Origin of the sequence: Variovorax sp. 350MFTsu5.1, from assembly GCF_048302515.1 — a bacterium.
In the GTDB taxonomy this organism is placed as follows: Bacteria; Pseudomonadota; Gammaproteobacteria; order Burkholderiales; family Burkholderiaceae_C; genus Variovorax; species Variovorax guangxiensis.
Window position 1 is genome coordinate 1060965 of record NZ_CP157620.1, and the last position, 14190, is coordinate 1075154.

Genomic DNA, 14190 nt, shown 5'->3' on the forward strand with positions numbered 1-14190 from the left:
GAATTCAGTGGTGGAATGCGATCGCGCATGCAGCGCGGCGCAGGGAATGGAGTGCTCGGTACATTGTCGTTTGCGTGGCCGTCGTCAGCCCATGGCGGCCGAGGCGCGCGCGGCCTGGCGGCCGATCAGCAGCCTGAAGGGCAGCAGCATCAGCACGCCCACGGCCAGCTTCACCGCGAGGTCGCCGAGCGCCCAGGTGAGCCACGGACCCTCGGTGCCCGCGAAGGCGATGCCCCAGAACACGATGCTGTCGAGCACCGCGGCGATCACCGTGGCCACCAGCGGCGCGCGCCACCAGAGGCCGCGGCGCAGGCGGTCGAAGACGCCGATGTCGAGCAGCTGCGAGGCGATGAAGGCCAGCCCCGAGGCCGCCGCGATGCGCACCGGCGCCAGCAGCAGCGACACGCCCACCGCCACGGCGAAGCCCACCCACGCCACGCGCCGCGCCATGCCGGGGCCGAAGCGCCGGTTGACGAGGTCGCTCACGAGGTAGGCCACCGGGTAGGTGAAGGCGCCCCAGGTCAGCCAGTCGTTGATGGCGAACTGCACGAGGATGTTGGAGGCGAGCACCACCGCCGCCATCGCCAGCGTGGCGACGATCAGGTGGCCCAGGGCGGGGCGTTCGAAGCGGATGGAAGACTGCTGCCGCATCAGACGCTCGCGGTGCGTTCGCGCTCCGACTCGGCCAGCACGCTGCGCGCCACGGCCTCGGCCACCTTGATGCCGTCCACGCCGGCCGACAGGATGCCGCCCGCGTAGCTCGCGCCTTCGCCCGCGGGGTACAGGCCGCGCACGTTGAGGCTCTGGAAGTCGTCGCCGCGCGTGATCTTGATCGGCGACGAAGTGCGCGTCTCGACGCCGGTGAGTACCGCGTCGTGCGTGTCGAAGCCCTTGATCTTGCGGCCGAAGGCGGGGAAGGCCTCGCGCATCGCTTCGATGGCGTAGGCGGGCAGGGCCTTGTGCAGGTCGGTCGGCGTCACGCCCGGCTTGTACGAGGGGACCACGCTGCCGAGCGCGGTGGAAGGCTTGCCGGCGATGAAGTCGCCCACCAGCTGGCCGGGCGCGCGGTAGTCGCCGCCGCCGAGCACGAAGGCGTTGCTTTCCAGCTCGCGCTGCAGCGCGATGCCTGCGAGCGCATCGCCCGGGGAATTCGATTCCCATCCTGGGAAATCGCGCGGGTCGATGCCCACCACGATGCCCGCGTTGGCGTTGCGCTCGTTGCGCGAGTACTGGCTCATGCCGTTGGTGACCACGCGGCCCGGCTCGCTGGTGGCCGCGACCACGGTACCGCCCGGGCACATGCAGAAGCTGTAGACCGAGCGGCCGTTGCTCGCGTGGTGCACCAGCTTGTAGTCGGCCGCGCCCAGCAGCGGATGGCCCGCGTGGCGACCCCAGCGCGCGCGGTCGATGAGGCCCTGCGGATGCTCCACGCGGAAGCCGATGGAAAAGGGCTTGGCCTCGATGTGCACGCCGCGCGCATGCAGCATCGCGAAGGTGTCGCGCGAGCTGTGGCCCAGCGCCATCACGACGTGGTCGGCGCGAAGCTCGCTCGTCTGGCCGGTGGCCTGGTCGAGCACGGTGAGGCCGCGAAGGTGGCCGCTTTCGATGCGCACGTCGGTCACGCGCTGCTCGAAGCGGATGTCGCCGCCCAGCGCCACGATCTGCTCGCGGATGTTCTCGACCACCTTCACCAGCTTGAAGGTGCCGATGTGGGGATGCGCGACGTAAAGAATTTCGGGCGGCGCACCGGCCTTCACGAACTCTTCCATCACCTTGCGGCCGAGGAAGCGCGGGTCCTTGATCTGGCTGTAGAGCTTGCCGTCGGAGAAAGTGCCGGCGCCGCCTTCGCCGAACTGCACGTTCGACTCGGGGTTGAGCTCGCTCCTGCGCCACAGGCCCCAGGTGTCGCGGGTGCGCTGGCGCACGGTCTTGCCGCGTTCGAGCACGATGGGGCGGAAGCCCATCTTCGCGAGCATCAGCGCCGCGAAGATGCCGCAGGGGCCGAAGCCGATCACCACGGGCCGCGTCGACAGGCCCTTGGGCGCGCTGGCCGGGGGCGTGTAGCGCATGTCGGGCGCCGGCTGGATGTGCGGATGGCCCGCGTGCCTGGCGAGCAGGGCGGCTTCGAGCTTCGCGTCCGACAGCTGCACGTCGCAGATGTAGACGGTGAGCAGCTCGGCCTTGCGGGCATCGAAGCTGCGCTTGTAGATGGTGTGGGAAGCGATCGCTTCGAGTGGGACGCCGAGCGTCCTGGCGATCAGTTCGGCCAGCGCCTCTGGCGCGTGGTCGAGCGGGAGTTTGAGTTCGGAGATTCTCAGCATGGCGTGGGGCTTGTGACTATCAAGCAGCCAGCAATTTTACTCGCCCCCAGGCTGCGCGACACTGCGTGTCGCTACGCCAACCCCCTACCGGGGGCAACACCGACGGCCCGGCAAAGCCGGTTCCGTGGTGTTTCGCGACAAGAACCTTCAGGCCGGCAGAAAGCCCTCTACGGACAGATAGCGCTCGCCCGTGTCGTAGTTGAAGCCCAGCACCACCGCATCGGGCGCGAGCGACGGCAGCTTCTGCGCGATGGCCGCGAGCGTGGCGCCCGAGGAGATGCCCACCAGGATGCCTTCCTCGCGCGCGCAGCGGCGGGCCATTTCGCGCGCGGGCTCCGCGTCGACCTGCAGCACGCCGTCGAGCAGCGAGGTGTCGAGGTTCTTTGGGATGAAGCCCGCGCCGATGCCTTGGATGGGGTGCGGCGAAGGCTGGCCGCCCGAGATGACCGGCGATGCCACCGGCTCCACCGCGAACACCTGCAGCTTGGGCCACTTCTTCTTGAGCACCTTCGCCACGCCGGTGATGTGGCCGCCCGTGCCCACGCCGGTGATCAGCACGTCGATGCCGTCGGGAAAGTCGGCGGCGATTTCCTCGGCCGTGGTGCGCACGTGCACGTCGATGTTGGCGGGGTTGTTGAACTGCTGCGGCATCCATGCGCCGGGCGTGCCGGCCACGATCTCTTCCGCGCGGGCGATGGAGCCCTTCATGCCGTTGGCGCGCGGCGTGAGGTCGAAGGTGGCGCCGTACGCCAGCATCAGGCGGCGGCGCTCCACCGACATGCTGTCGGGCATCACCAGGATCAGCTTGTAGCCCTTGACGGCCGCCACCATCGCCAGGCCGATGCCGGTGTTGCCCGAGGTCGGCTCGACGATGGTGCCGCCGGGCTTGAGCGCGCCGCTCTTCTCGGCGTCTTCCACCATCGCGAGCGCGATGCGGTCCTTGATCGAGCCGCCGGGGTTGGCGCGCTCGGACTTGATCCACACCTGCTGCTTCGCATTGCCGAACAGGCGGTTGATGCGGATGTGCGGCGTGTTGCCGATGGTCTGGAGGATGTTCTGGGCCTTCATGGATGCAATCTCCTTGGATCGATGCGTTTGTCGGACGGACAACGCGCATTGTGAGACCAGCCCGTGTGCCTTCGGCCCCGATCTCCCTGATCGGCCGCGGAGTGCCTTGGCAGAATGGCCGGATGAAACTGGTGTTCATCCATGGGCCGGTCGCTTCCGGCAAGCTGACGATCGCGCGGGCGCTGGGGCAGCTCAGCGGCTTCGCGGTCTTCCACAACCACCTGGTCGTCGACGCCGTCGCGGCGGTGTTTCCCTTCGGCTGCGAGAGCTTCATGAAGCTGCGCGAGCAGATGTGGCTCGCCACCATGCGCGAGGCCGCGCGAACTGGGCGCTCGCTGATCTTCACCTTCGCGCCGGAGCCTTCGGTGGCTGCCGATTTTCCGCAGCGCGTGGTCGAGACCGTGGCGGCCGAGGGCGGCAGCACGGCATTCGTCCAGCTGAAGCTGTCGCGCGACGAGCAGGAGAAGCGCATCGATGCCGCGAGCCGGGCCGAATTCGGAAAGCTGCGCTCCCTCGAACTGCTGCGGCAGCTGCGCGACCAGTTCGAAGCGTGCGAGCGTGCGATGCCGCCCGGCGAGGTGGTCATCGACACCGCCGTGACGCAGCCGCAGGAGGCTGCACGCGAGATCGCCCGCGTGCTGGCGCTGTAGGCCCGGCGCCGCGCCGGGCGATAATCCACCCCGTGAAGCACGCCAGACCGCCGCTGGTGCAAGTGCCGAAAGGCCGCACTGGAGGAACGTCCGGACTGCACAGGACAGCGCAGGAGTTAACGACTCTCCACCGTGAGGTGAGGATCAGAGCAACAGAGACGAGCCGATTCAGTTCGGGTGAAACGGGCAATCTCTGCGCGCAGCAACACCAAGTAGGCCAGTATCGAGGTGGTTCCGCTGAGCTGGCGGGTAGGTGGCATCGAGCCGTCTGGTGACAGGCGGCCCAGAGTAATGGCGGTCACGCCGCGGGTTCCGCAAGGAGCTCGCGGTGCACAGAATCCGGCTTATCGGCGGGCTTCACACTTTTCTTTCTCTCCCTTTCCGTTTTTTCACGTCCTTCGGCCCTGAAGGCGGGCGCGAGCCTTGCCGCCTGCAAGGATTGGTAGTTACCCGTATAATCGATAGCATGCTAATTAATAGGCGGCTATCGTGAACGACCAAGCCAATATCCAACCGACGCGCGAACAGGCACTGATGCGCCTCGGCACGTCGCTGGCGGTGCTGCAGCGCGGCTACCGCGCCGCGGCGGACAAGGCGGTGGCGCATGTGGGCGTGTCGCAGACGCTGGCCTATCCGATCGTGATGCTCGGGCGCATGAACGGCGATGTGCGCCAGGGCGTGCTGGCCGAGGCGCTGGGCATCGAGGGCCCGTCGCTGGTGCGCTCTGTCGACCAGCTGGTGGAAGCCGGCCTCGTCGAGCGCCGCGAAGACCCGGCCGACCGCCGCGCCAAGACCCTGCACCTCACCGAGGCCGGCAAGGCCGTCTGCGAACCCATCGAGGCGGCGCTGACGCTGATGCGGGTGTCGCTGTTCGACGGCGTGTCCGACGAGGACGTCGCCGCCTGCCTGCGCGTGTTCAGCGTGCTCGAGGAGCGCATGGGCGTGCGTGCCGTGCAGAGCCTGCCGCCGCTCGCGCCGACGCAGGAAGGGCGCAGGTAGCAGCAGATGGCCTCGTTCAGCCTGCCGCGCTTCAGCCGCGCGGAGATCCTCTTTTCCGGCAAGAGCTTCGCCGCGGCCATGCTGGCGATGTACCTCGCCAGCCGCGCCGGCCTGCCGCGTCCGTTCTGGGCGCTCATGACCACCTACGTCGTCGCCCATCCGCTGGCCGGCGCGGTGCGCTCCAAGGCGGTCTACCGTTTCCTCGGCACGCTCATCGGCAGCACCGCCACCGTGCTGCTGGTGCCGGCGCTGTCCAACGCGCCCGAGCTGCTCACGCTGGTGCTCGCGCTGTGGGTGGGGCTGTGCCTGTGCATTTCGCTCTTCGACCGCACGCCGCGCTCCTATGTGTTCATGCTCGCGGGCTACACGGCGGCGCTGATCGGCTTTCCGTCGGTGCAGACGCCGCTCGCGCTGTTCGACACCGCCGTGGCCCGCGTGGAGGAAATCGGCCTGGGCATCTTCTGCGCCACGCTCATCCACAGCCTCGTGCTGCCCGCGGGGCTCGCGCCGATCGTGCTGGGCCTGCTCGACCGCACGCTGCAGGACGCGCGCAAGTGGCTGGGCGACCTCTTCCAGCCCGCCGGCCGAAGCAGTGCCGAGCCACGGCGCCTCGACGACGACCGCCGCCGCCTCGCCGGCGACATCACGCAGCTGCGCCTTCTCTCCACCCACGTTCCCTTCGACACCACTCACCTGCGCTGGACCGCCGGCGCCATCCGCGCGATGCAGGACCGCGTCGCCGCGCTCACGCCCGCGCTCTCCGCCGTCGAAGACCGCCTGCTGGCGCTGGAGCAGGCCGAAGGCGTCATCGCCCCCGACGTGGCCGCCGTGCTCGCGAAGGCCGCTCAGTGGTTGCGTGAAGAGGCCGACGGCCCCGGCGACGCCGCTGCCCGTGCTGCGCGCCTGCAGGAGTTGCGCCGCGCCATCGACGCCCTGGGCGCCACGCCGCCCGACGCCGATCCGCAGGCCCGCTGGGGCAGCGCGCTGCGCATCGGCCTCGCGGGCCGCCTCGAAGAGCTCGTCGACGGCTGGAACGCCTGCGCCCAGTTGCGCCAGGACATAGACGAGGGGCTGAAGGGCGCCGCGCCGCTGCGCCGCACGGCCGCGCTCGGCAGCCGGGTGCTGCACCGCGACTACGGCATGGCGCTGCTGTCGGCGCTGGCCGCCGTCATCGCCATCTGCCTGTGCGGCGCGTTCTGGATCGTCACCGGCTGGCCCATGGGCTCGGCCGCGACCATGATGGCCGCCGTCTTCTGCTGCTTCTTCGCGACGATGGACGACCCCGTGCCGGCGATCCACGGCTTCCTGAAGTGGACGCTGTGGTCCATCCCGATCTCGGCCGTCTACGTGCTGGTGCTCATGCCCACGGTGCAGGACTTCGGCATGCTGGTGGTCATCTGTGCGCCGCTCTTCCTGCTGCTGGGTTTCTACCTGCCGCGTCCCACGCACTTCATGCCCGCGATGGCGCTGATCTTCGGCGTGTGCGGCACGCTGGCGATGCACGACACCGCCAGCTCCGACCTGGTGAGCTTCATCAACAGCATGATCGGCCAGATCGTCGGCGTGGTCGTCGCCGCGCGCGTGACGCGTCTCGTGCGCTCGGTGGGCGCCGACTGGAGCGCGCGGCGCATCCAGCGCGCCACCTGGCGCGAGCTGGGCGACATGGCCGCCTCGTCGCATCCGCAGTACGCGCAGAGCGACGCCTACGCCGTTCGCATGCTCGACCGCATCGGCCTGCTCGCGCCGCGCATCGCGCAGGCCGGCGGCACCGTCGAGGGCGTGGCCGCCAACGACGCGCTGCGCGACCTGCGCATGGGTGCCGACATCGCGGTGCTGCAGCGTGTGCGCGGCCAGCTGCCGCTGGCCACTTCGGCCGCGCTGCTGGGCGGCATCTCGCGCTTCTTCCGACAGCGCGCGGAGGGCCGCATGAATCCGCGCCCGCCCGGCCTGCTGCCGCAGATCGACGAGGCGCTCGGCGCCGTGCTCGATGCGCGCGACACCGCGTCGTCGTCGTCTTCTTCTTCAGCCTCGCGCTCGGCCGTCACCGCACTGGTGGGCCTGCGCCGCAATCTCTTTCCCGACGCGCCGCCCTCGCTCGCGGGCACGTCCCTCACTTCGCAAGGAGCTTCCGCATGATCGGCGAAGCCAGCTTCTACGGCCTGTACCTGCCCTGGATCATGGTGCTCGCGCTCGCGGCGCTGCTCGTGCTGTGGGGCGTGCGCCGCCTGCTCGCGGCCACCGGCGCCTATCGCTGGGTGTGGCACCCGGCCCTCTTCGACATGGCGCTCTACCTGCTGCTGCTCTACGCGCTCAGCCGCGCCAGCGCCTACCTCCAATGACAACAACGAGATTCCAATGAAAGCCGCCCGAACTTCCGACGACAGCAATCCGTGGGCCCAGCGCCTGGGCCGCGTTCTCTTCACCCTGGCCGTGGTCGCCGCCGCCGTGTGGGCCGGCCTGCGCCTGTGGGACCACTACGAACTCGCGCCGTGGACGCGCGACGGCCGCGTGCGCGCCAACGTCGTGCAGATCGCGCCCGACGTCTCGGGCCTGGTCACGGCAGTGCCCATCCACGACAACCAGCCGGTAGCCGCCGGCGCGCTGCTCTTCGAAGTGGACCGCGCGCGCTACGACCTCGCCGTGCGCCAGGCGCAGGCCGCGCTCGCGGCGCAACGCGCCGTGAGCGCGCAGGCCCAGCGCGAGAACGCGCGCAATGCCGGCCTCGACGAGCTGGTGTCGAAGGAGTCGCGCGAACAGACCCGCTCGCGCGTCGAGCAGATGCAGGCGGCGGTCGCGCAGGCCGAAGTGGCGCTCGACTCGGCCCGCCTCAACCTGCAGCGCGCCCAGGTGCGCGCACCGGCCGACGGCCTGGTCACCAACCTCGACCTGCGCCAGGGCAGCTACGCCGCGGCGGGCCGGCCGGTGCTCGCGCTGGTCGATGCGCAGTCGTTCTACGTCGAAGGCTATTTCGAGGAAACCAAGCTGCCGCGCATCCACCTCGGCGACCGCGTGCGCGTCACGCCCATGGGCGGCGGCGCTGTGCTCGAAGGCTCGGTCGAGAGCGTGGCCGCCGGCATCGCCGACCACGACCGCTCCACCAGCGCCAACCTGCTGCCCAGCGTGAATCCCACCTTCAACTGGGTGCGGCTCGCGCAGCGCATTCCGGTGCGCGTCAAGCTCGATCCGCTGCCGCAGGGCGCGCGCCTCGTCGCGGGCCAGACGGTCACGGTGCAGGTGCTGGAGAACAAGCCGGCGCAGAAGACGGCGGCAACGGCTTCCACGCCACAGAAGGGATGAACGACATGACCAGCTTCGCATTCCGCATCGCATCGCTGGCCGCCGCCGCCGCGCTCGCGGCCTGCGCGGCGGTCGGCCCCGACTACAAGCAGCCGCCCGAGGCGCTGGCCAGCCAGCCTGCAGCGGGCAAGCCCTTCGCAGAGGCGCCCGCCAACGCGGCGCCGCTGCCCGCCCACTGGTGGCGCCTGTACCACGACCCGCTGCTCGACAAGCTGGTCGAACAGGCCCTCGCGCACAACACCGACCTGCGCCAGGCCGTGGCGAACCTCGAGCGTGAACGCGCCATCGAGGACGAGACCGCCGGCGCCAGGTACCCCACCATCGGCGTCAACGGCGGCCCCTCGTTCGGCCACGTCTCGGGCCTGTCGCTGCTGCAGAAGGGCTACGAGCCGCCGAGCACCTTCAACTACAGCGCGGGCGCGTCGCTCTCCTACCAGGTCGACCTGTTCGGCCAGATCCGCCGCGCCATCGAAGCGTCGCAAGCCAGCACGCAGTCCGCCGAAGCCGCGCTCGACCTCGTGCGCGTGAACGTCGCGGCCGGCACCGCGCGCGCGTACGCCGAAGCCTGCTCCACCGGCCTGCGGCTGCAGATCGCGCAGAAGTCCGTTTCGCTGCAGCAGGACGCCGTCAACGTCACCGACCGCCTGCAGCGCGCGGGCCGTGCCGGCGCCATCGACGCGAACCGCGCACGCGCGCAGCTGCAGCAGCTCAATGCCGCGCTGCCGCCGCTGAAGGCCGAGCGCCAGGGCGCGCTCTACCGTCTCGCCACGCTCACCGGCGCGCCGCCGCAGGACTTTCCGCGCGAGGTGGCCGACTGCACCGTGCCGCCGCGCGTGGCCGGCGTGCTGCCGGTGGGCGACGGCGCCGCGCTGCTGCGCCGCCGCCCCGACATCCGCCAGGCCGAACGCAGCCTCGCCGCATCGACCGCGCGCATCGGCGTGGCGACTGCGGAGCTCTATCCGAAGGTCACGCTGGGGCTCTCGGGCTCTTCCGCGGGCCATGCCGACGGCTTCGGCCGCAAGGACACCTTCGCCTGGAGCCTGGGCCCGCTGATTTCCTGGACCATTCCCAACACCGGCGTCGCGCAGGCCCGTATCGCGCAGGCAGAAGCCGGCACGCGCGCCGCGCTCGCCAAGTTCGACGGCACCGTGCTCACCGCGCTGCGCGAGACCGAGACCGCGCTCGCCACCTACGCACGCGAGCTCGACCGCCGCGCTGCCCTGCAGGCCTCGCGCGACGAGAGCGCCAAGGTCGCGGCGCAGGCGCGCCAGCTCTACCAGAACGGCCGCACCGGCTACCTCGATTCGCTCGACGCCGAACGCTCGCTGGCCGCCAGCGAAGCCGCGCTCGCGGCCAGCGAGGCGCAGCTGGCCGACGACCAGGTGGTGCTGTTCATGGCGCTGGGCGGCGGCTGGGAGCTTGACGAAGCCCATCTCGCGCAGGGCTCGACGCCGGCCAGCATCAAGCAATGACGCCGACATCCGCTCAGCCGCCGCGCCGCCCGCACGCGCCGCTGTGGCTGCTCGCTCTGGTCACCTTCAGCGGCACGCTGGCCATGCACATCTTCGTGCCCGCGCTGCCCATCGCCGCGAAGGGCCTGGGCGCCGGCATCGGGCAGATGCAGATGACGGTGAGCCTCTACATCCTCGGTCTCGCGCTGGGCCAGCTGGTGTACGGCCCGCTGGCCGACCGCTTCGGGCGGCGTCCGGTGCTGCTGGGCGGGCTGGGCATCTACTGCGTGGCGGGCCTGGCCGCGGCGCTCGCGCCCGAGGTGCACTCGCTCATTGCGGCGCGGCTCTTCCAGGCGGTGGGCGGCTGCTCGGGGCTCGTGCTGGGCCGCAGCATCGTGCGTGATACGGCCGAGCCGCAGGAGGCCACGCGCCGCCTCGCGCTGATGAACCTGATGGTCACCGTCGGACCCAGCCTCGCGCCGCTGATCGGCGGGGCGCTCGCCACCACGCTGGGCTGGCGCTCGATCTTCTATGCGCTCTTCGGCCTGGGCGTGGTCGGTTTTCTCTTCACCTGGCGCATGCTGCCGGAGACCGGTGCGCCCGGCGCCGCCGTGAACGCCCGCGAGCTCGGGCGCAACTACCGCAAGCTGCTGGCCTCGCCGGCCTTCCTGGGCTTCTCCGTCGGTGGCGGCTGCGCCACCACGTCGATGTACGCCTTCATCGCCTCGGCGCCCTTCATCTTCGTCGACCAGTTGCACCGGCCGGCGCACGAGGCGGGCATCTACCTCGCGATCCTGGTGTCGGGCGTGTGGCTCGGCAGCTTTCTCACCAGCCACCTGATCTCGCGGGTGCGCGTCGACCGCCTGATGACGCGATCGAACGCATTGAGCGTGGTGGCGGCCTTCGTGCTGCTCGGCGCGGCGCTCAGCGGCCATCTCTCGGTGCCACTGATCGTCGCGTGCATGTTCCTCTTCACCGTCGGCGTGGGCATGGCCTCGCCGCCGGCACTCACGCAGGCGATCAGCGTCAACCCGCAGGTCATCGGCTCGGCCTCGGGCCTCTACGGCTTCACGCAGATGGCCGTGGGCGCGCTGTGCACCGCGCTCGCGGGCATGGGGCACACGAACCCGGCGCTGGCATCGGCCATCGTGCTGGCGGGAGCGGGCATCGTGGCGCAGCTGTCGTTCGCGGTTGCGCTGCGCACGCAGAAGCGCGCGGCAGCAGCAGAGGCAGCGGCAACAAGCCTCAGCGCGTGAACAGCCACCCGCCCTTGGGCTGGCGCACCAGTTCGTGGCGCTTGACGGCGCGCTCTTCGCCGTCGTCGCCCACGTAGACCACCTCGAAGCGCAGCAGCTTGGGCGAGACCATCTTCCAGTTCTGGATGCGCTTCACCGTCACGCAGGCGGTCTTGTCGTGGTACTGCATCTCGGCCATCGGGCCGCCCTGGAAGCCGGTGCCGTCGAACAGGCGCCCGGGCGCGGCGAAGGGGTTGAGCACCGCGCCGTTGCGCGCCGTGATGCAGCCCTCGGTGCGAACGAAGGACTCGATGGTCGGCGAGGCGCTGCGCACCACCTTGCCCACGGCCGGGCTCGGCGGCTTGCTGGCGATGGCCTCGCGGATGCGCTCGACCTGCTGCTCGGTGATGGGCGCGAGGCCGTCCTTCGACACCACGGGCGGCGGCGGTGCCGGCGGCGGGGGCGGCGGCGCGGGCGTGAGGTAGGAGCACCCCGCCACGAGTGCCAGCGGCACGGTGCAGGCGAGGGCGGCGCCCGGTGTAGCGAACTTCATGACTCAGTCTCTCCCTGAGGGCGGCCCCTGGAGGCCGCGGGCTGAAAATTGCGGGCCGCGCGAATGCGGTGCATCGTCGTTGTCGTCCTCTGTCTTCTCTCTCGACGGTTCCTCTTTTTTCTCTTCTCTGTTCTTGCTGTCGTTGTCAGAAGCGTTCGTGGGGTGCAAGATAGCGCCACTGGCCGGGCTGCAGCCCCGCGAGCGGCACGCGGCCGATGCGGATGCGCCGCATCGCCAGGATGCGAAGGTCCGCGGCGTCGCAGATGTGCGCAATCTGCCCGGGCCGCGCGCCCTTGAGCGCGAAGCGCAGGCCGGTCTGTTCAGCGGTCTGGCGCCCGATGCTCACGCGTGCGGGCGAGCGTTCGAGCCGCGCGAGCACCTCGGGGCTCACTGCGCCGGCCACGTCGACCATCACCTCGTGCTCGAGGAAGGCGGCGTCTTCGTGCAGCTTGCGCTCCACGCGCCATTCCTGCGTGTACGCCACCAGCCCGCTCGCGCCGGCCTCGAGCGGCGTCATGCAGCGCTGCGCCCTTGCATGCGCCGGCAGGAAGCGCAGGCCGGCGCGCTCGGGCTCGTGGTGGTTGGCGGCAACGAGCAGTTCGTGCGCGGTGTCGATGGGCATGCCCGCAGGCTTGTACAGCAGCAGCGTGACGGGCTCCACCGGCTGCGGCTTCACGCCGGCCTCGATCTCCACCCGCTGGTGCGGCAGCACGCGCGACTGCGGCAGCGTCTGCTGCACGCCGTCGACGCGCACCGCGCCGTTCTCTATCAGCAGCTCCGCATCGCGCCGCGACACGCCGGCCTGCGCGGCCACGCGCTTGGCAAGGCGGATGCCTTCGCCGTCGACGGGCGAGGTAGTCGCCATGCCGCTCATCGATGCGCGGCCAGTTGCCGGATGTGCGCCACATGCGCAGCCAGCGAGCGCGCGGCCACCGGCCACATGCGTTCGGGCACGTCGTCGTAAGCCAGCGGCAGCCAGTCGTCGGGCGTGCCCTCGGGCAGCTTCTGCATGGCCGCCGCGATCTTGGCTTCGCGCTTGAGCCGGTGCGCCTTCAGCATGCCGATGGCGGTGCGGGCGAAGCCGATCACGTAGCCATGCGCGGGCAGGATGAAGTCGATGCCGCCCGCCTCGCAGGCCTTGTCGAGCGTGTCCAGCGAATCGAGGTATGCGCCCATGTCGCCGTCGGGCGGATCGATCACCGTGGTGCTGCCATTGAGGATGTGGTCGCCCGAGAACAGCAGGCCGTCTTCCTCCAGCACCAGGCACAGGTGGTTGGCCGCGTGGCCGGGCGTGTGAATCACGCGCAGCGTGTGCGAGACGGCCTCGCCCGCTTCGGTGGTGCCCGAGAGCACCAGGCGCTCGCCGTCGGCCAGTTCGCGCTCGGGCGTGAAGCGCGCGGTGGAGCGTGCCGTCGGCTTCGAGGCCAGCCCGAGGATCGGCGGCTTGCTTGCGTTCTTGCACAGCGCCTGCAGCGGCGCCGCGCCCGGCGAGTGGTCGGCATGCGAGTGAGTGCAGACGATCATGCGGATGTCGCCATGCGTGGCGCGCCACAGGCGGCCGATGTGGTCGAAGTCGTTCGGGCCCGGGTCGATCACGATGTAGCCGGTGGCCGCGTCGCCCACGATGTAGCTGTTGGTGCCAGGGCCGGTCATGATGCTGGCGTTGGGCGCGGTCAGGCGCGTCACGTTCTTCAGCAGCGGCACCGGGGTTTCGCTTTGCCAGTCGAGCGCATGCGCGATCTGGCCGTCTGGGCACACCATCGCGAGTTCGCCGTAGGGCGATTCGTGCTCCATGTAGCGCGCGTCCTCGCCCTTGAGCAGGCCGGCGCGCGGGCAGCTGGTCCACAGCGGCACCTCGCCTGCGCAGGCGGCGAGCAGTCCGTCGACCGTGGCGTAGGTGGCCATGCGCTGCAGCGTGCGCACGGTCGGGAAGATCATGAAGAAGCTGCCGGCCTCGTGGCGCGCGAGCGCATCGGCGGGGCGTACCCAGCAGGGCTCGAACTGCTCGCTCTCGTCGGCGGTGGGCACCTGGCCCTCGGGCATGCGCGCCACCAGGAAGGGCACGTCGAAGCGGCGCGGCAGGTCGCGGTCGGTCATCCAGTGCGCGAAGGTGAAGACGCGGTCGGAATCGAGCACCAGGCCGCGCGCGGCGCACTGGTCTGCGAAGGCTGTGCCGGCCGTGTTGCCGCGGTCCATCGAGGCGACCTCGTCTGCGCTCACCGGCTGGCCGTCGGCCTGGCGGTGCGCGAGCAGGATGCCCAGCTCCTCGAAGGCCTCGCGGATGGCCGCGATGGCCTGCGTGCGCTGTACACGGCTTTGCGTGGGGCGGCGCGTGGCGATGCGCTTGGCGGCCTCGTCGGCCTCGTCGATGTGGCCGCCGGGAAACACGTAGGCACCGGGCGCGAAGCTGGCGGTGGCGGAACGGCGGGTCATGAGCACTTCGATGCCGGCGGCGCTGTCGCGCAGCAGCAGCACCGTGGCGGCCGGGCGCAGGGGCGCGGGCTCGCGTGGGGCGTGTAGTTGTTGGGTGGAGCGGACCATGGGGCGATTATCGGGAGCAGGCGCGATACCTGCATGTCGCGCATAAGCTCATATGGAATCGGGCATCAGCCGCGC

13 protein-coding genes and 1 other RNA gene are annotated in these 14190 nt (G+C 70.5%); 8 read left to right on the top strand and 6 right to left on the bottom strand.

The annotated features are described in order from the left end of the window. Positions 1 to 84: 84 nt before the first annotated feature. The 3 genes from ABL843_RS04545 to cysK all read right to left on the bottom strand — a co-directional run bounded on the left by ABL843_RS04545 (position 85) and on the right by cysK (position 3389). Positions 85 to 651: a VUT family protein gene (locus ABL843_RS04545; protein ID WP_418119136.1), complete on the bottom strand. Its 567-nt coding sequence runs from the start codon at positions 649 to 651 to the stop codon at positions 85 to 87. After that, positions 651 to 2321 (bottom strand): NAD(P)/FAD-dependent oxidoreductase, encoded by a 1671-nt coding sequence (locus ABL843_RS04550; protein ID WP_418119137.1) that lies wholly within the window; start codon positions 2319 to 2321, stop codon positions 651 to 653. Before ABL843_RS04550 ends, ABL843_RS04545 begins: the two co-directional genes overlap by 1 nt. 147 nt (positions 2322 to 2468) lie before the next feature. After that, complete coding sequence (cysK, locus tag ABL843_RS04555) at positions 2469 to 3389, bottom strand: cysteine synthase A (RefSeq protein WP_019658370.1); 921 nt, start codon at positions 3387 to 3389, stop codon at positions 2469 to 2471. 122 nt (positions 3390 to 3511) lie between these two features. Here cysK and ABL843_RS04560 point away from each other — a divergent pair, with 122 nt between their 5' ends. From ABL843_RS04560 to ABL843_RS04595, 8 genes are all read left to right on the top strand, one after another. Further along, positions 3512 to 4039 (top strand): shikimate kinase, encoded by a 528-nt coding sequence (locus tag ABL843_RS04560; RefSeq protein ID WP_418119138.1) that lies wholly within the window; start codon positions 3512 to 3514, stop codon positions 4037 to 4039. A gap of 34 nt (positions 4040 to 4073) precedes the next feature. Beyond that, positions 4074 to 4402: RNase P RNA component class A (gene rnpB / locus ABL843_RS04565), an RNA gene on the top strand. 171 nt (positions 4403 to 4573) lie between these two features. Beyond that, positions 4574 to 5038: a MarR family winged helix-turn-helix transcriptional regulator gene (locus ABL843_RS04570; RefSeq protein ID WP_126021706.1), complete on the top strand. Its 465-nt coding sequence runs from the start codon at positions 4574 to 4576 to the stop codon at positions 5036 to 5038. 6 nt (positions 5039 to 5044) lie between these two features. Then, entirely contained in the window at positions 5045 to 7174 is a 2130-nt protein-coding gene (locus ABL843_RS04575; RefSeq protein ID WP_418119139.1) for an FUSC family protein, read from the top strand. Next, positions 7171 to 7377, top strand: a complete 207-nt coding sequence (locus ABL843_RS04580; RefSeq protein WP_019658367.1) for a DUF1656 domain-containing protein — start codon at positions 7171 to 7173, stop codon at positions 7375 to 7377. Before ABL843_RS04575 ends, ABL843_RS04580 begins: the two co-directional genes overlap by 4 nt. 16 nt (positions 7378 to 7393) lie before the next feature. Next, entirely contained in the window at positions 7394 to 8335 is a 942-nt protein-coding gene (locus ABL843_RS04585; protein ID WP_184634634.1) for an HlyD family secretion protein, read from the top strand. After that, complete coding sequence (locus ABL843_RS04590; protein ID WP_418119140.1) at positions 8332 to 9807, top strand: efflux transporter outer membrane subunit; 1476 nt, start codon at positions 8332 to 8334, stop codon at positions 9805 to 9807. The genes ABL843_RS04585 and ABL843_RS04590 overlap by 4 nt, the downstream gene beginning before the upstream one ends. After that, the gene (locus tag ABL843_RS04595) at positions 9804 to 11042 is read left to right on the top strand and encodes a multidrug effflux MFS transporter (protein WP_418119141.1); all 1239 of its coding nucleotides are present in this window, start codon (positions 9804 to 9806) and stop codon (positions 11040 to 11042) included. Before ABL843_RS04590 ends, ABL843_RS04595 begins: the two co-directional genes overlap by 4 nt. On the opposite strand, the gene ABL843_RS04600 is transcribed toward ABL843_RS04595, so the two are convergent. The 3 genes from ABL843_RS04600 to ABL843_RS04610 form a co-directional block, all read right to left on the bottom strand. Beyond that, positions 11032 to 11574, bottom strand: coding sequence for a hypothetical protein (locus tag ABL843_RS04600; protein WP_126021470.1), 543 nt, complete (start codon positions 11572 to 11574; stop codon positions 11032 to 11034). The genes ABL843_RS04595 and ABL843_RS04600 overlap by 11 nt on opposite strands. A gap of 145 nt (positions 11575 to 11719) precedes the next feature. After that, the gene (locus ABL843_RS04605) at positions 11720 to 12439 is read right to left on the bottom strand and encodes an RNA pseudouridine synthase (RefSeq protein WP_418119142.1); all 720 of its coding nucleotides are present in this window, start codon (positions 12437 to 12439) and stop codon (positions 11720 to 11722) included. A 5-nt stretch (positions 12440 to 12444) separates the two neighbouring features. Then, positions 12445 to 14115 carry an MBL fold metallo-hydrolase gene (locus ABL843_RS04610; protein ID WP_126021468.1) on the bottom strand — a complete coding sequence of 557 codons (1671 nt, stop codon included), beginning with the start codon at positions 14113 to 14115 and terminating at the stop codon, positions 12445 to 12447. Between the last annotated feature and the right edge of the window lie 75 nt (positions 14116 to 14190).